This window comes from Pseudoalteromonas sp. NZS100_1 (genome assembly GCF_015864285.1).
In the GTDB taxonomy this organism is placed as follows: Bacteria; Pseudomonadota; Gammaproteobacteria; order Enterobacterales; family Alteromonadaceae; genus Pseudoalteromonas; species Pseudoalteromonas arctica.
In genome coordinates this window covers 1-21,527 of record NZ_JADYXN010000023.1, presented here as the reverse complement: position 1 = coordinate 21,527, position 21,527 = coordinate 1, and the positions used below count along the sequence as shown (strand labels likewise).

The window sequence follows — 21,527 nt, the reverse complement described above, 5'->3', positions numbered from 1 at the left end:
CGACTTAGTATTTTTAATAAATTTATTAATCAAAATTAAATAGGTTAATGCCATTTAACCTCTCCTTAACCCTCGACCGAATAAGCTATGTGCAATGGTATGAATTAGGCATAGTTAAATGGTTTATTTTAAAAAGCACTCAACCGGTTTGTTACTTGCACTTAGTTGCACGCTTGCTGCATGCAGTAGTCAGCCAAGCTATCAAGGTAATAGTACTGAGCAGTCGCTAAAGCAACATGCAAACTGGCAGTACACACAAAGTAACGCACAGCAAGTAAATTACATTACCGATTTGGTGGATATTGAAGGGCTTGATTCGCTTATTGAGCAAGCTGTTACTAATAATCCATCGTTTAATCAAGTGCATGTTGCATTAAAACTAGCTTATGCGCAGCGTGATGTAACCGCTGCAAGTCAGTGGTTTAGTGTAGATGCAGGATTTGACGCGCAGCGCAGTAAAACCGAAGGCACGCAATATAGCTCATCAGTAGGTATAAGTTGGGAAGCCGATATATGGCAAAAAATTGCTGACAACGTAGCCGCGCAAGATATGACTATTGCCAGTAACCAAGCTACTTATCAAGGTGCTAAAGACACATTAGTAGCGAGTGTTATTCGTACTTATTTAAATATTATTTTGCAGCAAAATTTACTCGATATAGAGCAACAACGTTTAGTTGTTTTACAAAATAATGAGCAAAGTATTGTAGAGCGCTACCAATATGGGTTAGGTGATTTAGAAGCGCTTGATACCGCCCGTACTAGCACGGCATCTACTCGCGCAACCATTGCCGATTACGAAGAAAAAATAGCAAAAGCAAAGCGTGCTTTAATGCTAATTGTAGGCACTGATAAACTTCAAAACCTGCCAAGTACATTAACACTGCCAAGCGTTATTGAGCCATTAAGTACATTACCAGAGCAAGATTTGGCACGCCGACCTGACTTACAAAGTGCCTATTACAACATTCAGGCAAAGCATTACTTGGTTGATGTATCGTACAAAGAGCTACTACCGAGTATTTCGCTTTCGGCATCACTGAGTGATTTAGCAAGCACGCCAAGCCAAGCATTATTAACTAGCCCTGTGTGGAGTTTATTGGGTAGTTTAAGTGCCCCTTTATTTGAAGGTGGAGCACTGCGTGCGCAAGTTGATATTGCAAAATTAAATGCCGAGCAAGCGTTTTGGGAATACCAAGATACGCTACTAAGTGCGGTAAACGAAGTTGAAAATGCACTCGGGCAGGAGCAATCATTAACTGAGCAACAACTGCAAATTAGCAATGCACTTGCCAGCGCTCAACGCAGCTTTAGTAACTATCAAAGTAAGTATCAACAAGGTTTGGTTGATATTTTAGATTTGCTAACAGTGCAACAAAAAGTATACGACCTGCAAGCTCAGCTTAGCCAAATAAACTACACCATTTTAACTAACCGCATAGATTTAGGCCTCGCTTTGGGCCTTGGAGTATCGTCATGAAAATTTCGCCAACACCGGTTGTTGTAACGCTTGTTGCTATTGTTTGTATAGGACTTGCTATTATGTATAACGGTCAAAAAATGGCTGAACAAGCAAATAGCCCACAACCTGCCGCTATTAAAGCTATTGCCCCAAATGTATCGGTAATTAATGCAGCTCCGAGCACTTATCAGGCTTATGTTAGTGGGCATGGTGAAGCTAAAGCGCATTGGTCACTTAGCTTAAAAGCGCAAGTTAAAGGCGAAGTAACCAGTATGAGCGAGCAATTTGCGACCGGTAACTTAATAACTAAAGGGCCAGTGCTTGCAAAAATTGATGACACCGAATACTTACAGGCCCTAGCTAGCGCAAAAGCAACATTGGCTGATGCAAAACTAGCACTGCAAGAAGAACAAGATTTAGGTGAGCAGGCAAAACGTGAATGGGATCGCTCAGGCGTTACGCAAGCACCAAGCTCGCCGCTTGTATTTAGAACGCTGCAATTAGAAGCCGCGCAAGCTACGCTCGATAAAGCACAATATGCACTTAAAACCGCACTGCGTGATGTAAATAACACCCAGTTAAGTGCACCATTTGACGCTGTTATTTTATCGCGCGATATAGATTTAGGTACTTATGTAGGTATTGGCGATACGCTTGCCACGCTAAACAGTACCGACAAAATAGAAATAACCGTGCCGCTTTCATTAAGCCAGTGGCAAAACCTAGCAAATAATAAATCAGGCGAGGTTATTTTAACTGATGTAACCACCAATACTAAATGGAATGGTTACATTGCACGTTTTGAGCAACACCTTGATGACAGTTCGCGTCAACGCAGTGTAATTGTTGCCTTAGATAAACCGTTTGAGCAAGCAACGCCGTTACTGCCTGGCACATTTTTAGCGGTAGAAATTGCCGGTAAGCAGTTAAGTAACGTAATAAAACTACCTGCTTCTGCGGTATCTCAAGATGGTTCAATTTGGTACGTAAATGATCAAAACAACTTAGTAAGCATACAAGCCAATAAAGTATTTGAGCGTGGTGATTACGTATATATTTCGCCAGTTGCAGAGCAAAGTGCTTTAAAAGTAGTAACGCGCCCATTAGTAAGTTACCTAAGCGATATGAAAGTAAATCCAATTGTTGAGGAGATACAATAATGAGCCCTTATCAAGCACCTCAATCACCCAGTAATAATAACCCGCTGCACGGTATTATTAACTGGTTTGCAAATAACTCTGTTGCCGCTAACTTATTGTTAGTTAGTGTGATTGTAATGGGGGTTATGTCGCTTTCGACTTTACGTAAAGAGGCATTTCCGAGTTTAGAGCCGGATATTATTTCGGTGTCGGTGGTTTACGACAGTGGCGATGCATTGCAAGCCGAAGAAGGAATAGCGTTAAAAATTGAAGAAGCGCTCGAAACCGTATCAGGTATTAAACGTATTACCTCTACATCCGATGCTAGCGGCAGCCATGTAAGCATTGAAAAAAGTACTGATTACTCACTCGATGAGTTACTTGTTGACGTTAAAAACCAAGTTGACGCTATTAATAACTTTCCGGCAGATGCTGAGCAACCTGTTATTGATAAAGCCCGTAGGCAAGATCATGCATTAACGCTGCAACTTTTTGGGGATGCCGATCGCCATACATTACAAAACCTGGGCGAAAAACTTAAAGCCGATTTATTAGCGCAATCAGGTATTAGCGACGTAGCGCAGTCGGGTGTGATTGACCCGATGATGTCCATAGAAATCGACGAAGGTAAACTCCAAGCCTATGGCTTAACTATTAGCGATATAAGCGAGGTCATTAATAATGAGTCATCAAGCCCGCTTTCGACTAGTTTACGCGATAGTAGTAAAATTATACGCTTAAAAGCCGCTGACCAAGCTTACTGGCAGCGCGACTTTGCCAATATTGTATTGCTAACAACCGCATCAGGCACACAAATTAAGTTAGGCGATGTAGCAACCGTTACCGACTCATTTGCCGAAGATAGCAACTCATTAAGCCGTTATAACCAACAAAATGCCGTAGGCGTTGAAATTTTAATGGGCGATAACAGCGATATAACTACCATTGTTGAGCAAGCTAATAGCGTAATAGATAAATGGCACGAAAGCGGTTTATTACCTCAAAACGTAGAGCTTGAAAGCTGGCACGACAAAAGCACCATGATCACCGATCGTTTATCGCTACTTACTAAAAATGCCGTGACCGGTATTATTATGGTGTTTGTAATACTTGCCATATTTTTAAACGTACGCGTAGCGCTGTGGGTGGCTGGTGGCTTGCCGTTTGTATTTTTTGGTACGCTTTATTTTATGACCGATGGCTACACCGCACTGACCATAAACGAAATGACCACCTTTGGCTTTATTATGGCGCTGGGTATAGTGGTAGACGATGCCGTTGTTGTAGGCGAGAGTATTTACACCACACGTAAAAAACATGGCGATACATTAAATAATACAGTTTTAGGCACCATGAAGGTTGCTGTGCCAACAATATTTGGGGTGTTAACCACGGTGGCTGCGTTTGTGGCGCTTTCGAATGTATCAGGTAACTTAGGTAAAATTTACTCTCAATTTGCTACCGTAGTAACTATTTGTTTACTGCTTTCAGTTGTTGAATCAAAACTTATTTTACCATCGCATTTAGCCCACATTAGTACTAAACGCCAAGTTAAAAAAGGCTTAGGGGGTCTGTGGTCAAAAATACAACATGGTGCTGATAGTGGCTTAAGCTGGTTTAGCAAAAACATTTACTGCAAGGTTATTGAATTTTCACTGCGCTTTAGATACGCCGTAGTGGCTGCGTTTATCGCCTTTTTTATACTGGTTATTGGCATGCCAATGACAGGCACAGTTAAAGTTGGTTTTTTCCCAAGTATTGCAGGCGACACCGTAACAGCCAATTTAGTTATGCAAAACGACGCAGCCTATGGGCAAACAAACACAAATTTACTAACGCTAGAGCAAAGTGCATTACAAGCTGAGCAAAACTTAATGACTAAGTTGAGCTCTGACAAAAGCGAAATAACCAGCCTTCAAGTTGTTAGCAGTAGCGACACCAGCGGTGAAGTAAGTGTTGAGCTATTAAACGAAGGCGCTTTTACAGCAAGCGAATTTGCTCAAGAGTGGCAGCGCGTAGCAGGTAGCCTTGAGGGCAGTAAAAAATTACAAATATTAGCCACGCGTAAAATGGTCGATAACTTTAAAGTTGAGCTTAAAGCGTGGGACGACGAAACCGTAATGGCGGCGGGCGCACTATTTAAGGAGCGCTTACAAAATACCGCAGGCGTTAACGGAATAGACGACAACTTAAACCCAGGTCAGCCACAGCTTAAATTTACCCTAAATGCACAAGGGCGTGCACTTGGAATGGATACAGCCAGTTTATCAAAGCAAGTACTGCAAGCCTTTGGTGGTGCAGTTGTACAACGCTACCAACGTAATAAAGACGAAGTTAAAGTACGTGTACGCTACCCAGAAGATGCTCGTAAAACACCTGCCGATATAATGCAGTCGCGTATTCGCCTGCCTGATGGCACCGTTGTACCGCTAGTTAACGTAGCCACAATTAGCAGTGAATATCAGCAAGATGAAATAACCCGCATTGATGGACTACGTGCAATTTATTTAAGCGCCCAAGTAGATAAAAACGTGATTGCTCCAAACGAGTTAGTTGCTAATTTAAAGCGCGACTTAATTCCAGAGTTAACACAGCAATTTCCTAATTTAAGTGTGTATTTTGCAGGAGAGGCAGAACAACAAAGCGAAACCACCAGTTCAATGAGCACTATGTTTGTAGCTGCTTTATTAGTGATTTACGTGCTGCTGGCTATTCCGCTTAAATCGTACATTCAACCTGTACTAATCATGGTGGCAATTCCGTTTGGTATTGTGGGCGCTATTTTAGGGCATTGGTGGAACGACTTAACCATTAGTATATTGTCGTTAAATGGTATTTTGGCGCTCAGTGGGGTAGTTGTAAACGACAGCCTATTACTTGTTTCGCGCTTTAACGAACTAGTAAAAGAGGAGGGCATGAGCACGCACGATGCCATAGTTGAGTCGTGTACGAGTCGTTTGCGTGCGGTATTACTTACCTCAATTACAACTTACGCAGGCTTAGTGCCGCTACTTAGCGAAACCTCAATGCAGGCACAGTTTTTAATCCCTGCTGCGGCATCACTTGGCTACGGTATTTTGTTTGCCACGGTTATTACCTTAATACTTATACCGGCATTATTGATGATTCAAACCGATGCTAAACGCGGTATTGATGCTGTGCTAAAATCGCTAGGTGCTAAAAATAAAACGCAGGAAACAGCCTCTTAATGATAAACGTACTACTGGTTGAAGACGACATAGACTTGGCAACCACCATTGTTGATTATCTCGAAATTGAGTCAATAGAGTGTGACCATGCAAGCAATGGTGTAATGGGTTTAAATTTAATAGAACGTAATCAATATCAAATGATTATATTAGATGTAAACATGCCCAAAATGGACGGTTTAACCATGTGTAAAACATTGCGTGAGCAAGGCATTGATATACCAGTATTAATGCTGACAGCGCGCGATAGCCTCGACAATAAGCTTGAGGGGTTTGCAGCCGGTAGTGACGACTATTTAGTAAAACCATTTGCTATGAAAGAGCTAGTAGCGCGCGTTAAAGTATTAGCAAAACGCAAAAGTGGTGAAGCAAAACGCCTTACATTTGCTAATTTAACACTTGATTTAACCGCGCATACGGCAACAGTCGAAGCAGGTAACTTAAAGCTATCTCCTATTACTTTTAAGTTATTAGAATTACTTATTAGGGAGCAACAAAAGCCAGTTACCCGACACGCAATTATGCAAGCCATTTGGGGAGAAGAGCAGCCCGACAGTAACAGCCTAAAAGTACATATTTACCATTTACGAAAACAGTTAGAGCAAGCTAATTGCCAAGCGGTACTTGAGACAATTCCCAGTGTAGGGTTTGTATTAAAACTAAAAAATGAGACACATGCATGAAAATAAGACCTAGTTTAAGGTTGTACTTTTTTGTCAGCATGGTGCTTTTAAGTTCGTTAATGGCTATTGGTTTTTCGTTTTTAAGTGTTAGCTATTTTACCGATGGTTTAGACAAAGGCTTGAATGGCGTAATGCATGCACTTTCGCAATCGGCTGAGGTTAAAAACGGGCAACCGAAAGAAATGATTGGCTTTAATATAGCAAGTCGTTGGGAGGATGTGCCAAATGAGATTAAGAAACGTTTTATAAAGCCTACAGAGCGAGGTATATTGCAAAAAAGCCAAGAAAAAACAGCGTTTTTTTCTATGCCAAAAGACTTATATTTTGTTGTATATTTTGAAAACCCTGCTGGTGAAGCTCGTTATGTATCACGTATTATGCTTGAGGAAAACCGCCTTCCAAAAAAAGGAACACCCGAAAAACCAATACAAAGGTTATTATGGATAGCGTTAACGGGGATAACAGCAATAGCACTGTTTACCTTCTTTTTGTTTATGGTAATGAAAAAGATAGCAAAACCGGTAGAGTCCCTGCGGGGTTGGGCAAAGTCGTTAAATCAAACAAACTTACAACACACACCGCCCGATTTTACCTATAACGAACTAAATACCTTGGCAACGTTAATACGCAGCAGCTTGCTTTCGGTATACGAAAGTGTAGAGCGTGAACAACGCTTTTTAAGTTATGCGAGCCACGAGTTACGTACGCCAATTTCGGTTATTCGCAGCAATGTTGAATTACTTAACCGCTTAAGCGAAAAAGCCCCTTTAAGTGACAAACAGCAACTTACACTGCAGCGAATTGAGCGCGCCGGTTTAACCATGAGCGATTTAACTGAGACGTTATTGTGGCTTAGCAGAAATGACGACCAGCAAAGTTCACCAGAGCCTGTAAACCTAGCCGTTAAAATAACAACCTTGGGTAACGAACTCGATTACTTACTCAATTCAAAACAAGTTGATGTACTTATAAATACCGATAACCACAGTACGACTATTAGTACCGAAGCTACCGCATGCCACATAGTACTTACAAATTTAATACGTAATGCGTATCAGCATACGCAACAAGGGCAAGTGCGAATTACTCAGCAGGGTAGCCGTGTGATTATAGTAAATAGCAGCGAACAAACTGATACGTCACACGTTACTAATAGCGCAAATAAGACTACCAATATTGGCTACGGTTTAGGATTAGAGTTAAGCGAAAAAATAATAAAACGACACGGTTGGGTATACGAGGTAAACGACATGCCTGGGAGTTATGAAGTGGTGGTCGATTTTAGTTAATACGCTTTTTTTAATACTTAACCTGAACTCTGGTTAAGAGATTTACTAACATATTGAATCATAGTGATATTTAAATTTATTTTCTCTAGCTAGAGATTTTCAGTGAAAACAAGGCGAATTTACGCGTCAACAGTTGGGTAATGTGGGTTTATTATTCATCTTTTAAGGTTTTTAGGGGTAAAGTTTGCGGTTGGCGTTGGTGGGCAGGGTAAATTAACCAAAGTTAAGATTAAACTAAATAGAATTATTTAAAATTCGATTTATAAATATTTGTTAAAACTATATAGTAGATAAATGAGCGTTGGATCGTCAGTAATTTTCGGGGTTAACGCACTATTAATTGTTAGCTTTTCAAGGAGATTTTTGTGTCTAAAAATATAAAGAGAACAGAAGTAGACAATACCAGAACAGCGGGAAGTGCTGTTGGTGGCGCTATCCTAGGAGCTTCTTTAGGAGGACCTTTTGGGGCGCTGATAGGTGGAGTTGTCGGCGCATACCTGGGAGAGTCTGTTAATGACTCTAAGAAAGGGGGATCGCAGGTGAAAACGCCTCCACATCGAAGCATACCACCTAACAATAAAGGTGATAGCCGTGGATAAAGTTGTATTAATACCTTCTGCTGCTCTCGGACTAATTTTAATTATATGGTACTCGATACGCTGTTGGCGTTCTGGGTCAGACTTTAATCATGCAGTAATGATTAATATTGTATTCCAATCAAGCGGAATCGTATGCGGAGCATTTTTGATTACAAGCATTTTTATTCCTGAGATCAAGGAACTCATGTCTGGAATCGATATTTATATTTTTGTAAGTGGACTTGCCGTATTTGCGGTCTCATTACAAGGCTATCATCGTGATGCTATTTGCCCATCAACAAATGATTCTGAGGAAGTTAAGGCGAACGATTCTTCAAATGAGCCCGGATCGGCAACATTGGGATAACCAGCGATTGACGTTCTCCCAACGTCCGCATCTGGCACCGAACAGTCCGTCGGCTCTATAGCGATTTTGTTTTGCTAATTATCTATTTATTTGTCTGTGCCCCATACCTGTTTTCGCTCACATATACATCACTTCAAGTAAACTAGCTATTGACTGCAATTCAACTTTCTCTAACTATGAGTATAGTTAATTATTTTATGGGGTTTTTTGCTAAAAAAACGCCTTTCAAACTGGTTGTGATATGAACAGTACACCAGTAATTGTTTTTGGGAGATATTCATGAATGTTGAAGATTTAGTAAGTATTTTAAGTCAAGTTCAGTATAAACAATCCCTTGATTGGTATGTTTATCTATTAGTAGTTATATCATCAGGATTAGGAGCATTCTTCATTTCCTATTTTAAGGAAAAAGGAAAAAATTATGCTACTAAAGATGACTTCAAAAAATTACAAGAATCACTTAGTGAAAGTACAAAGTTAGTTGAGAGTATTAAATCTGAATTTAGTGAAAAAACATGGATTAAGCAGCAGTTATTTCCAACCAAACAAGAAATTACTAGATTAACCACCAAGGTTATCTATGAATTTCAAGAGTTAATGCAATCACGAGTACAAAAACAAATTGCATACCATTACATTGAATATGAGCACTGCGGACTTTCTGGGGGGGGGTATAATATACCCTATAATGCTGACCCCAAATACCATGAAGAAGCGGAGAGGTTAGAAAATGAATATTGGGAATCTGCAACCAAAGAAATTGAGTTAGAAAGAGAAAGATACAATAAAAAGTACATGTCAGGTGAGTATAAAGAAAAAGAAAAATCGCTGTCTAAATCGATTTTAATTTCTATTGATGCAGTTTTGAATCTAATAAGTATAAATAAAGCAATCTTAAGTGAGGGTACAATTAATTTAAGTGTGTTTTTAAATAGAATGAAAACAATACTTACCGATAATCCTATGATGGGTGACACATATAAATATGAGCTTCAAGAGATGTCAAGTGACGAACGTTCAGAATACTACATAGACGAAAGCAAAAAGTTGCTCTCTGAAATTAATGACCAATATACCAATATTATCCAGTTAACAAAGGATGAGTTAGACCTAACGTAAAACTAATTATAGTCAAAGTACTCTAAATTAGTTACACCCTCATTTTTGTCCAAAAGAGTGTTAGCGTGGCCATCCGCTGATAGCACATAGCAGTGAACTAAACTTGGCAGTATTTTATGAGATTGGCTTTTTAAAGTCTGTATTTAATAACTTTATACCATTATAAGCTTCAATATTATGCCAAGTTACACTTCACTTGTGTCGTTGTAGCTCAGTGAAATCGAATGTGGCTTTGCCAACTTATGCTTCAAACAATAATATTGCCTCAAGAGGGGGGATATTCCAGAAAACTGATTGATTTAGAATAAAAAGCCATTATAAAAATGGCTTTAGTTAGGTTGGTTGGGTTTATCTTTGTGTTAGTTGTTGGTTTATTTCTTCAAAGATACTCGCGTCGTCTATAGTTGAAGGTATTTGTAGCTCTTCGCCATCAACTAGTTGACGTAAATTTTTACGCAGTATTTTACCCGAGCGTGTTTTGGGCAACCTATCTACGCTAACTATATTTTTAAGGCACGCAATAGCGCCAATCTGATTACGAACACTTAAAACAAGCGCTTGTTCTACGTCGGTACTTGAGCCCATAAAATCATTTTTAAGCACGATCATTCCCATAGGAAGCTGCCCTTTTAGAGGATCGTTCACACCAAAAACAGCGCATTCGGCAACAGCAGGGTGCGCGGCTACTATCTCTTCCATTTCGCCGGTAGAAAGCCTATGTCCTGCTACATTTATAACGTCGTCGGTTCTGCCCATAATAAATAGGTAGCCGTCTTCATCAATATAACCGCCATCTCCAGATAAATAATAACCCTCGTATTCATTTAGGTAGCTTGCTTTAAAGCGCGCTTTATCTTGCCAAATTGTTGGTAGGCAACCCGGTGGAAGTGGCAGTTTAATTACCACGGCGCCTTGCTCGTTAGCTGCGCATTCATTGCCATCCATATCTAATATTCGCACGTCAAAACCTGGAGTAGGCACGGTAGAGCTGCCAGGTTTTGTTGCTAAGTACTCAAGCCCTACAGGGTTACACGCAATAGCCCAGCCAGTTTCGGTTTGCCACCAATGATCGAGCACTGGCAGTTTGGTTTTTTCTTTAAGCCACTCGTAAGTGGGAGGGTCTAACCGCTCGCCGGCTAAAAACAAACGTTTTAAGCTAGAGGTATCGTATTGATTAAAACCATCGGCATTTGGGTCTTCTTTTTTAATTGCTCTAAAGGCGGTGGGGGCACTAAATAATGCATTTACTTTATACTCTTCAACCACGCGCCAAAATGCACTAGCATCGGGCGTTTTTACGGGCTTTCCTTCATATAATACGGTAGCGCAGCGATACATTAGCGGCGCGTAAACTATATAAGAATGCCCAACTACCCAACCAATGTCAGACGCTGCCCAAAATACGTCGCCGGGCTTCATACCATAAACGGTTGCCATGCTGTATTGCATTGCCACTGCATGACCGCCATTTTCGCGCACTACGCCTTTGGGTGTACCCGTTGTGCCTGAGGTATATAAAATATAAAGCGGATCATCTCCATTTACAGGCACCGGATCTGCGATTGCAGCTGTTTGCATTGCCTGAGTCCAATCTATATCTCGTTTAGGCTTAAGACTGGCGGTTACTTGTGGGCGCTGATAAATAACGCAGTGTTCTACTTTGTGCGAAGCTAAGTCTATTGCGTTATCAATAAGTGGTTTGTATTCAATAACGCTGTTTACTTCAACACCGCATGAGGCGCTAAGTATAAGTTTGGGCTTGGCATCATCAATGCGTACAGCCAATTCGTGTGCAGCAAACCCACCAAATACCACCGAATGAATAGCACCAAGGCGAGCACACGCCAACATACCAATAACCGCTTGTGGGATCATTGGCATATAAATAACAACGCGGTCGCCTTTTGTAACACCTAACGATTGTATTACGCCTGCAAATTTAGCAACTTCTTGTTGTAGTTGTGAGTAGCTATAAGTTTGCTTTGTATTAGTGACTGGAGAGTCGTAAATCAGTGCAGTTTGCTTGCCAAATCCGGCAATAACGTGTTGGTCTAGCGCTAAAAAACTGGTGTTTAATTGCCCGTCGCTAAACCAATGATAAAGCCCGTCGTCGTCTTGTGTGTATGCTTTTGTGGGGGTTTTATACCACGGAATATTTTTACTTTGTTCGAGCCAAAATTGGGCTGGGTTTTGCTTAAAGGCATTATATTGCTGTTTATATTTGCCTGACATGTAAGGCTCCTAAAGCTAAATTTGTGTGTGAGAGACCTTACAAAATGTAGGCTTTTTTTAGCAAGCAAGCTATTCGACCTTGGTCGGTTAAAAGTTAATCAACACACTGGTTTTAAAAATACAAAATTGACAATACAAAGCGTGTGGTTCAGCATGGCGGGCAGTAAAAATAAGAGAAAATACGATATGAGTAACGTAGTAAGAGTTGGTGTGGCGGTTATCATAAAGCATCAAAACACAATTTTACTAGGTGAGCGCATTGGCGCGCATGGTGCTAATACATGGGCAACACCTGGTGGACATTTAGAGTTTGGTGAAAGTGTTGAGCAATGTGCAATACGAGAAGTGTTTGAAGAAACAGGTTTAAAGGTAAGTAAAATTACTAAGCTTGATTTTACCAATGATATTTTTACAGCAGAAAACAAACACTATATTACGCTGTATGTAAAAGCTGATTTTGAAGGCGGAGAGCCTGAGCTTAAAGAGCCTAATAAATGTTTAAAGTGGCGCTGGTGCGATATTAATAATCTACCAACGCCATTGTTTACATCACTAAAAAATTACTTATCTGAAGCTGTTTAGCCTAATAAGTTATTTTGTTGGCGGTGTCGCTGGGCTTAACTCCAGTTTACTAAAGCTTACTTGAGCGTAATCGCCATTTTGTTTATCTGTAGTCCAATCGCCAGTACCTAAACAACCTGGGTACCAAATACCTTTGGCGCTTTTAGTACTACATTGGTTATAAGCGCCGGCTTTAAAGTAATGCCAATCTGCAGCGTAACCATGTGGATGATCTTTTTCGTCCACTTTGCCATAAGCATCTACGTTATTACCTAAGTTAATAGAGTAGTTAACGTCTTCTTTCCCTTGTGCGCTAAATGTAAGGTGCATAACGTTTTTATACACATTTACCGTGTAGCTAAATTCTTCACCTAGTGCAATACCGGCACTGCCTGGCTCGTTAGGATTTTCCCATGTATTACCCCAAACTGGGTAAGTAATGTCTGTACGATCAGGATTGGTTTTAGGTAAATTACGTTCGTAGTTCCAAAAAACTGAGCCTGTTTTGTGCCCTGGCCATTTTTTGTAATATATTTTAAGTGGCTCATTACCCCAACCAAATCCAAGTTTAGTATCAATAAGTGCCTGATCTTTACCTGCGTGAATTTGCCCTACAACAACCGAGTAAGCGGCTTTTTTATCAGGGTCGGTAGCGCGTAGCGCAACATGATCTACTTTTAACGTTGCCTCCATTTTTCCACCAACAGAACCAAATCGGTCAGATAGCGGGTGAACAGCTAAAGCAAAATTGTTTTTAGAATGTTTAGTTTTAATTTTAGTATTTGATCCACGGATCATCTGTCTAAGTTCACTACGGGTATTAGTAGAGTTAGCACTTGTAAGCGCTTTATTAGGGGAGGTAAATACCATGTAGCCTTTTTCATCAAGGTAGAAAAAATCAGGGTGTGCGTAAGTCTGAATTTCTTCTACATCTATTTCATCAATTTTACCGTCGTTGTTTAAATCGACTGGTACATTTATTTTCCAGTGAGATAAATCAAACTTTGTTGCAGGTACCGGCGCATCGCTTTGCTGATTAGTGCTTTGGGTACTTGAACAAGCGGTAAAAAGTAAAGGGGTGATGACGGCTAAAGCCGTAAGTTTAAATGTGGATGTATTTTTTATCATTATTGTCTCTGTGTGATGAAGTAAAAATTGTGCGGTACAGGCATCGCTTAATCTCAATCTAGCATACCAATTTAACAATTAAAACTTACCAATTAGTAAAATTAAATATTTTTTAAATGATTTTTTTGTTATACCAATTTGGTTTGGGTGTTTTTTAACGGCTTTTATGGAAGTGTTTGCGGTATGTGTTTTTTATGTGCTTGGCTATTCATTTAGTGATGTATAACGTAGATTTTGGCGCTAAGGCGCAGTCTATTTTTTGGGGGGAGAGGAGATTTTTAACTTTGTAGTTTGCTTTGCAGCGTTTAGCAAATAACTAAATAACCACTGCCAATAACTAATGTCGGGCTTTAACTATGGTTAGTGCTGCATGTTAGTCGTGTTTGGTAATAAAAGTTGCCACTTGTTTAAAATGGCATGGTATTCACCATTTTCTTTAATGTTACTTAATGCGTCAGAGAGTGCTTTAGCTGTTTTAGGATTAAGTTGATTACTTGCTGCAAAATTAAGTGAAGAGGGAAGATCGCTTAAATGAATTCGTTTTGTTATTAGGCTAGGATCGAGTCCTAGGCTTTTTAGCTCGTTATTAAGTGTAAGTGTATTAGTTACTACAAAGTCGATCCGGTTTTTATAAAGCATTTGCCAAAGTTGATTATAGTAACTGACCAGTATTAAATTGTTATTTTCGGTAAAGCCTTTTTGCTTTAAGTAGGCTTCGCTCAGGTAGCCACGAATGGTTGCTACTTTATACTCTTTAGCAAAATTTAAGTGAACAACTTCATCTACATGGCTTTTTAAGCTAATTAAATAAGCATCTGCAAAATACACTTCGCCTAACCACGTATATTTATTAATCCGCTCTGGGGTTTTTAACAAAGACAACATTATGGCGTTGGTATTTGTTTGATGCTCCTTAAAAACGCGGGCCATAGGCATTATTTCAAAATTAGCGGTTAAGTTTGTTTGCTTCACAACTGCTTTGGCAATGTCGACTAAAGCGCCGCTTACTTCACCTTGCTGATTTTTAAAGTGATAAGGAGGAAGGTCTTCAGCTATAAAAGTAACCGAATCGGCGTTACACAGGGGGCTATATAAAATAAATACAAAAGCACTTAATAAAACACGCAAAAACATAAAAAATCTTTTAGAGCAATAATACACCTAGTGTAGAGAGTATTAACTAAAACATATATATATTATGTTTATATAACGTAAATAATTTGCACTTACTTGGCTGTTCTTGCTGTTTTGTATTTTATAAATTGTAATGGCGAGCATTTATGCCAGCGTAAAAAAGCTCGATTAAAAGAGCTTTGATCTTTAAATCCTAAAATATTAGATAAATCAGCAAGTGGCATGCTGGCTATTAATGTATCTGCACGTTTTTTACGTTCTTTTTCAAGTAGCTGAGCAAAGGTTAAGTTTTGTTGTTTTAAGCGTCGTTGTAGCGTTCGGGGTGTTAAATTAAGCGCATCAGCTATGCCTATTAGGTTGCAGTTTTGCAAGGTAGTTTTAGCTGTAAGTAACTGATTAACTTTATCGTCAATACACTGCTGGCTTTTAAAGTTAGAGAGTTGCTGCTCTGACAATTGCTTGAAAGTAGAATTAATAATGGCATTATCGGTTTTAAAGGGCAGCGTTAAATAATGGCTCGGAAAGCTAATTTGATTATATTCAGCACTGCTTTTTACAGGGCATTTAAACCATGATTCAAGGGCGCGCCTTTGCGATGGCAACCAATTATAAGTGAAACTAATACTACTTGGCGAAAGCGTTAAATTTATTAACTGGCGAATCACACTTACCCACGCGGTCATGTTTCGTAAAACAACATGCTCATTACAACTTTGGTGAGCAATCCAACGAATAGTTGCTGTATCAGTATTTAGTTCAAACTTGGCTTTACCAATATCAGCCACCAAGCTGTCGTAGCTTAACAATGCTTTAATGGCACTGCTTAAGTTATCGCTTGATTCAATTAAGTAACCTAAAACGCCGTAGTCAGCAGTGCGAATTTGCTGACCTAGGGTAAAACCAAAAAGAGGATCGTTAAGTGTTTTCTTGCCATAAACTAATAAAGCATTGTAACTATTTAAACTAATACGCGGCGCTAATTGATGGGTACGTTGATTACTAAATTCGTCAAAGCTAATAGCGTGCAAAGCCGTTTTAGTACTAATGCCTTGCGCTTGTAAGTAATCAAGAATACTTGAAAAGTAATGATCAGCCAATGTGTGCATTTGTCATCTAAAGCTAAAAAATAGTCGTGTATTAGCAAGTTTGCCACGTTAAATTTTTATATGCTAGTTGAATGCCTAATAACCTCTTGCTGTAAAAATGATACTTATAACAATAAAACAAACGCTTAATGCACAGCCAAAACAAATAATAAGCACACTGTTGGATCATCAACAGTTGCATCGATTTTAATGCCAAATTTACGCTGCTACAAGCACAAGACGAAGGGCAAATAGAAGGCGGAAAAGGATCTGTTAGGCAAGTGAAAATAGGTAAAATAACGTTTTCAGAGCAAATAATCAGTGCCGATCAAAATCTGATCAGTTACCAAATAGTAGGCGATAAACCAGTAGCTAATCATCGAGGCGATATATACCTCACTGCAAATAAAGACATCAATACTTTAGTTACCGAACTTAACTATTGCATAAGCTGCTCAGCTCCATGGTGGATGCCAAATGCATTACTTAAATATGTTATTACAAAAGATATAACCCAAGCGTTAAACAATTTAAATAATTATTTTTTGGCGGGTAAAGCATGAACTCAGAAATTATTTTACTCGCTCTGAGCCCATTATTTTTGATATTTGTTTGCTCTGAGTTTATTAAGTTTAAGCGCCATTACGACATAAAAGATAGCCTAGCAAATACAGTGTTAGCGCTATTACACCAAGGCGCAGATGCTATTGCGTTACTGCTGTTAATGCCTTTATTTAATTGGTTGTATGACTATAGATTGTTTGATATTGAAGTGAGTGTATTAAGTATTGCATTTGCATTTTTACTGCAAGATTTTTTGTATTATTGGTTTCATAAAGCATCGCATCATATTCATTGGTTGTGGGCTGCACATGTGGTGCACCATAGCTCAACTAAAATGAATTTCACCACCGCATTTAGGCAAAGCTTAATGTACCCCGTAGCCGGTATGTGGGTGTTTTGGCTACCTATGATTTTAATTGGATTTGAACCGCTAACAGTATTTAGCGTGGTTGCATTAAATTTGGCGTATCAATTTTTTGTACATACTCAAATAGTAGGTAAGTTAGGCTGGTTTGAAAAAGTATTTAATACGCCTTCGCATCACCGAGTTCATCACGCAATAAATGCAGGTTACCTTGATAAAAACTTTGCAGGTGTACTTATTATTTGGGATAAGTTATTTGGCACCTTTGTAGAAGAAGATAAATCAAAGCCTTGTAAATACGGCATTATAGGGCAGCTTAATAGCAATAACCCAGTCGTTATTACGTTTCATCAGTGGGAGCACTTATTGAAAAGTGTTTATAAGGCATCGGGAATAAAAGCTAAATGTAGAGTGCTATTTGGCTACCCTACAAGTAGCATTAAATATAAATAATATTGAGAAAGTTAAAAGTAAAACTGCATAGCTAAACTCATTGATGAATTATGGCTATGCCATTGAGCATGCTGTACTTTGCTGCGCAGCGATAAATTGCGAGAAACAGCGTAATTCCATGTTATAGCTATTTCGCTGTGCTTACTTGCTGCGTTATCAGTTAGCCATAATATATTGCCAGTTAAAGCGAGTTTATGGTTATTGCTTATTTGCCAAATTACACCGGCTTCGCTGCCTATTCCAGTACTAAGTCGGTCGGTTATATCGCCTGTATTTAGCTCAAATTGACCAAGAATATAGCCGTGTAGATTATTAGGATCGCCATAAGATTTACCATAACCTCCTTTTGTAAAAAAGCGGCCTAAACGTTTATTGTCACTTGGTTGTCGGTCAAAGCCCATTTTAAAGTTCCACGACCAGCTATCAAATACGCGGTTATCGGGTGCAAGCGACATAGCATCTAATAAGTAAAAATGTTCAATATCTGCATTTCCTTCGTCAGTAATAGCGGCTTCCAAATCAAAAAAACTAATTTGTGCACCCGCTATAAAACCTTCAGGCCTATCTAGTAAGTCATGATACGCAAGCCTATAACCAAAATTTGTAAGGTTTGCTTGGTTATTATTTTGTACCCTACCTAGCGATACTTTAGAAGAACCATGACCTTGCTCTGGGGAAGCAATAGGGCGGTTTGGCTTAGTAAATGGCGAAGCTACATTATATTTGCTGCGCATTAGGAGTAGCTTAGTTAGTCGCGGGGCAATTTCTTTACGATTTAATGCTTTATCGTAAAATTCAAAATTTAACCATTCATACGCCATTTCTAATATAGCGACTAATTGCGACTGTGAGTAATTACGAGTATTGAGAGAGCCACCTTGCATTAACTCTCTTGCATCATCAAGTTGTTCGTCAGACATTTGAGTAGAGTAATGGTAAAGCTTAGTACCAAAAGCAGGGCGGTAATTAGGTGTTTGTAATAAGTTGTTATTTCTTAGTACTGCAACGGTATCTGATGGAATAGCTTGCATATTAAATGACGATGTTAAATCAAGGTCCTCTTGTGCAAGTTGTAATAATGCAAGTAATTGGTAAGAGCAGTTTTCATCAATGAAAAAGTAATCGAATGTAGCTAATTGTAGCTCCCATAAGTGCAATAAAATGAGCTCTACCTGTGGCTCTGATAAATTAAGTTTGTATTCCCAAATATCACGAGATTCTAAATCATTATATTCGCGTACTTTTTTATAGTACGGCATAAGTGAAAACTTACCTGGGTAGCTGCCAATCAAGCCTTTTAGTGCATACATAGCTGCGTTATCTGAGCCGTCTGGTTCTGCTGCAAAATTAACTGCAAATGCGAGTAACTCTTTATGGCGGGTCTGATCTTTTGCATCAATACGAAGTAAAGTGTGGCCAAACATTGATGATGGGCTATTCATAAATGCAGTTGGAAAAACTAACGTAACCCCTTTAGGGTTTATTATTTTTTGCCACGCCTGTAGTTCTGGGCAATTAAGTTCGGGCCAGTTATTTTTAATTTTTGTTTTTAGCCATTTATAACGTGCAGGAAACTGACAACGATATTGTGTTGTTTTTGGGTCAGTATTTTTACCACTAAATGCGGCTATAGTGGCTTTTAGTTCGTCATATGGGCTTGTTTTACCTGTAGGAGATAAAAAAAACTCAGCACTGTCTACTTCACTTTTCCAATCACCTAATGTGGCCAAGCGGTAGTGACCTAATTTAAGCCAGTAAGGGTGTGTTGCTAATGTATTTGTTTCAATACTTTGAGCGTTTGAGTAAGTACTAAAAAGAGCGAGCAGTAAACCAAATAATATTTTTTTCATAATCACTAAATTACAAAAGCCGCTAGAGAAATACTCCAGCGGCTTTATTTATACGTATAAAACCGGCTAATTTAGCTGATTAAGAAAGAGTATAAGAAGCAAGTTGTGCGTTACTTGCAAGAACAGTGTTTAGGTTTTCTAAAACTGTTTGCGAAGTTACGTTTTCAGAAGTAAATACTGAAGAAAACTGTGCTTGAGCAAGCTTATTGAACGCTGCTTTATCTTGATCTGCAACACCCCAAGCTTCGGCTAGAGTAGCTAAAGTTTCGCCTTCACCTTTTGACATATCACGAGCAAGTTGCTCCATGTTACCGTCAATGAATAAAGCGATTTTTTCTGAAGAAGTTACTGTACCAGTACCATCACAACCAAGAGTACCAAAAGTGATACCAAAAGTTTGGTTACCAGATGTACCATTTGTTGTAGCGCCTAAAATTTTAACGCCTTTACCTTGCTGACCAGCAAATAACATAGAACCAAGACCACAACCAATATCTTGGTCAGCCATTGCGTTTGAGAAAGGAAGTAAAGATAGAGCTGCTACTGCGATTAGTTTTTTCATTTTCATAAATCCATATATGATTGTCTTTATTTAGGGTAAATAAAGTTCGCGGAAGATTCTAACAGACTTGCAGAAAAAAGGAACAGGCTAAAACATGAATATTTTACACTCTAATTTTTAAATATATTAAAGTTAATGTCAGGATAAAAATCAGCCTAGTTTCCACTTTTTATTGAACTGGTGGCGTTTTTTTACTTCTTGGGGCACCTAATAAAATACAAGTATGGCAAATACATACAGATAAAAATGCACTAATACCCAATGCACCGCCATAGCCGTCAAGTTTTGGTACAAGGAATTCAAATAAGATTGAAAACAAAATAGATGAGCTTGCTACAGTATAAATACCAAATCGATGTGGGGCGCTCATACCTATGAATGTGCCGCCAAAAAATACAATTGCGTATAAATCGGGGTTCAAATTTAAGGCGCTAAAAATTAAATAAGCAATAATAGAAAGTGAAGACGACGCTCTAACCCCGTCAAAGCGACTATGCTTAGCTAAATAAAATGTTAAAAAAGCCCCAAGCAGTACAAGTAATGGATATTCAATACTCATAATACAATTCCTTTGGCTAATACAAAAAGTGCCACGCTTGCAAAAGCTACGCTGCCAAGCTTGCCACCAAAACCTGTAAACATATTCATAGTAAGCACATACAAACTTGAGCCAATAAGCGAAATAATAGCAATTTCCCAGTAACTGGTAATTAAATGAGTTGAACACATACCTGCAAAGCTACCAGCATAAATTGCAGCATACGGATGGTTTTTATAAAGTGCAGGAAAAGGAATAAACGAGCCAATAAGCCCCGTTAGCGCAGCAGAAATCACTAAAGGTAATGCAAAAGTAGTGTGCATAGCAAAGCAAGCTACAAAGCCTAAAAAGAAAGTGATGAATTTTAAAAATAAGAATTTAATCATAGCGGCGCATTTTAAACTAATCCTTTTGCGCTTTCTAATACTCTCTAACAAATAAATGTTATAAGTAATTACAAACTTTAAAAACGTGTTTTTTAAACGGATTTTAGGTATTAAATATGCTTAATAGTGCCGCTGTTAATGTTCTATAAATCACAAGTTATGTATAATGGCGATAATTTAATGTATTAAAGTGTTAACCAAGGGTTATTTATGTCTAACTGTTTGCATCTGGCTATTCCGGCTGGCGATTTAAAAGTGGCTAAAGCGTTTTATTGTGACGTACTAGGCTGTAAAACGGGTAACAGTGAAGAAGGTCGTTGGGTAGATATAGATTTTTGGGGTAATGAACTTACCTTGCACCAAAGTGTTGAGCGCCTACCAACAGTTCGCCATGATGTAGATATGGGAGCTGTAGCGGTACCTCACTTTGGGATTCACCTATCTGAAGATGAATTTAACGGGTTAAAAACACGTATTGAAGATGCGGGTATTGAATACTTAGATAAACCATACCGCCGATTTATTGGTGATGAGTTTGAGCAAGAAACGTTTTTTATTGAAGATCCAAATGGCAATGTGCTTGAAATGAAAACCATGGTAAACCCAGAGGTTTTATTTAAAAAAGTATAAATGCTGTTGTTTAAGTTAAGCTAAAAAACCACTTTAATAAGCTGTCTCTTATACACAAATCCCTGCTAAGAAATTAGCGGGGATTTTTTTGAACTAAATCTCAATGTCATGATCAGCTCTTCAAATCTTGTTTGAGGGCACATTATGATTAACGAACATACTCATTGGGCAAAACAACAATTCGGTAAATCGGA

The 21,527-nt window shown here is 38.8% G+C and carries 18 protein-coding genes and 1 pseudogene; 11 read left to right on the top strand and 8 right to left on the bottom strand.

Features of this window, described 5'->3' with window-relative positions; all coding sequences use genetic code 11:
• Window positions 1-118 precede the first annotated feature (118 nt).
• The 7 genes from I6F66_RS14845 to I6F66_RS14810 all read left to right on the top strand — a co-directional run bounded on the left by I6F66_RS14845 (window position 119) and on the right by I6F66_RS14810 (window position 9,846).
• A complete protein-coding gene (locus I6F66_RS14845; protein ID WP_197119234.1) occupies window positions 119-1,480 on the top strand; it encodes a TolC family protein in 1,362 nt (453 codons plus the stop codon).
• On the top strand, window positions 1,477-2,622 hold the full coding sequence (locus tag I6F66_RS14840; protein ID WP_166111603.1) for an efflux RND transporter periplasmic adaptor subunit: 1,146 nt from the start codon (window positions 1,477-1,479) through the stop codon (window positions 2,620-2,622). The genes I6F66_RS14845 and I6F66_RS14840 overlap by 4 nt, the downstream gene beginning before the upstream one ends.
• Window positions 2,622-5,810 (top strand): efflux RND transporter permease subunit, encoded by a 3,189-nt coding sequence (locus tag I6F66_RS14835; protein WP_197112601.1) that lies wholly within the window; start codon window positions 2,622-2,624, stop codon window positions 5,808-5,810. The genes I6F66_RS14840 and I6F66_RS14835 overlap by 1 nt, the downstream gene beginning before the upstream one ends.
• Window positions 5,810-6,493 (top strand): response regulator transcription factor, encoded by a 684-nt coding sequence (locus I6F66_RS14830; protein ID WP_197119231.1) that lies wholly within the window; start codon window positions 5,810-5,812, stop codon window positions 6,491-6,493. The genes I6F66_RS14835 and I6F66_RS14830 overlap by 1 nt, the downstream gene beginning before the upstream one ends.
• Entirely contained in the window at window positions 6,490-7,782 is a 1,293-nt protein-coding gene (locus I6F66_RS14825) for a HAMP domain-containing sensor histidine kinase (RefSeq protein ID WP_197119230.1), read from the top strand. The genes I6F66_RS14830 and I6F66_RS14825 overlap by 4 nt, the downstream gene beginning before the upstream one ends.
• A 591-nt stretch (window positions 7,783-8,373) precedes the next feature.
• Entirely contained in the window at window positions 8,374-8,727 is a 354-nt protein-coding gene (locus I6F66_RS14815; protein WP_197119228.1) for a threonyl-tRNA synthetase, read from the top strand.
• Window positions 8,728-9,006: 279 nt separating this feature from the next.
• Window positions 9,007-9,846 (top strand): hypothetical protein, encoded by an 840-nt coding sequence (locus I6F66_RS14810; protein ID WP_197119227.1) that lies wholly within the window; start codon window positions 9,007-9,009, stop codon window positions 9,844-9,846.
• A 348-nt stretch (window positions 9,847-10,194) separates the two neighbouring features.
• On the opposite strand, the gene I6F66_RS14805 is transcribed toward I6F66_RS14810, so the two are convergent.
• On the bottom strand, window positions 10,195-12,078 hold the full coding sequence (locus I6F66_RS14805; protein ID WP_197209436.1) for a propionyl-CoA synthetase: 1,884 nt from the start codon (window positions 12,076-12,078) through the stop codon (window positions 10,195-10,197).
• A gap of 186 nt (window positions 12,079-12,264) precedes the next feature.
• On the opposite strand from I6F66_RS14805, the gene I6F66_RS14800 reads away from it, so the two are divergent.
• Complete coding sequence (locus tag I6F66_RS14800; protein ID WP_024594109.1) at window positions 12,265-12,660, top strand: NUDIX hydrolase; 396 nt, start codon at window positions 12,265-12,267, stop codon at window positions 12,658-12,660.
• Between the two features lie 9 nt (window positions 12,661-12,669).
• Here the strand turns inward: I6F66_RS14800 and I6F66_RS14795 are convergent, their stop codons facing one another.
• From I6F66_RS14795 to I6F66_RS14785, 3 genes are all read right to left on the bottom strand, one after another.
• A complete protein-coding gene (locus I6F66_RS14795) occupies window positions 12,670-13,767 on the bottom strand; it encodes a polysaccharide lyase family 7 protein (protein ID WP_197119225.1) in 1,098 nt (365 codons plus the stop codon).
• A 360-nt stretch (window positions 13,768-14,127) separates the two neighbouring features.
• Window positions 14,128-14,901 carry an ABC transporter substrate-binding protein gene (locus I6F66_RS14790; protein WP_165741394.1) on the bottom strand — a complete coding sequence of 258 codons (774 nt, stop codon included), beginning with the start codon at window positions 14,899-14,901 and terminating at the stop codon, window positions 14,128-14,130.
• A 92-nt stretch (window positions 14,902-14,993) separates the two neighbouring features.
• Window positions 14,994-16,007, bottom strand: a complete 1,014-nt coding sequence (locus tag I6F66_RS14785) for an AraC family transcriptional regulator (protein ID WP_197209435.1) — start codon at window positions 16,005-16,007, stop codon at window positions 14,994-14,996.
• Between the two features lie 97 nt (window positions 16,008-16,104).
• Between I6F66_RS14785 and I6F66_RS14780 the strand changes: the two are divergent.
• A pseudogene (locus I6F66_RS14780) lies at window positions 16,105-16,549 on the top strand (SRPBCC family protein).
• A complete protein-coding gene (locus tag I6F66_RS14775; RefSeq protein ID WP_197209434.1) occupies window positions 16,546-17,367 on the top strand; it encodes a sterol desaturase family protein in 822 nt (273 codons plus the stop codon). Before I6F66_RS14780 ends, I6F66_RS14775 begins: the two are co-directional and overlap by 4 nt.
• An 11-nt stretch (window positions 17,368-17,378) precedes the next feature.
• Here I6F66_RS14775 and I6F66_RS14770 read toward each other — a convergent pair whose 3' ends face one another.
• The 4 genes from I6F66_RS14770 to I6F66_RS14755 form a co-directional block, all read right to left on the bottom strand.
• A complete protein-coding gene (locus I6F66_RS14770; RefSeq protein ID WP_197209433.1) occupies window positions 17,379-19,217 on the bottom strand; it encodes a DUF4105 domain-containing protein in 1,839 nt (612 codons plus the stop codon).
• Window positions 19,218-19,296: 79 nt separating this feature from the next.
• Window positions 19,297-19,779: a DUF3015 domain-containing protein gene (locus tag I6F66_RS14765; RefSeq protein ID WP_024589733.1), complete on the bottom strand. Its 483-nt coding sequence runs from the start codon at window positions 19,777-19,779 to the stop codon at window positions 19,297-19,299.
• A gap of 169 nt (window positions 19,780-19,948) precedes the next feature.
• Window positions 19,949-20,338, bottom strand: a complete 390-nt coding sequence (locus I6F66_RS14760; protein WP_165727286.1) for a hypothetical protein — start codon at window positions 20,336-20,338, stop codon at window positions 19,949-19,951.
• Window positions 20,335-20,640, bottom strand: coding sequence for a hypothetical protein (locus I6F66_RS14755; protein ID WP_024594103.1), 306 nt, complete (start codon window positions 20,638-20,640; stop codon window positions 20,335-20,337). Before I6F66_RS14755 ends, I6F66_RS14760 begins: the two co-directional genes overlap by 4 nt.
• 273 nt (window positions 20,641-20,913) lie before the next feature.
• Here I6F66_RS14755 and I6F66_RS14750 point away from each other — a divergent pair, with 273 nt between their 5' ends.
• Window positions 20,914-21,333, top strand: coding sequence for a VOC family protein (locus tag I6F66_RS14750; protein WP_010554617.1), 420 nt, complete (start codon window positions 20,914-20,916; stop codon window positions 21,331-21,333).
• The last annotated feature ends 194 nt before the right edge of the window (window positions 21,334-21,527 follow it).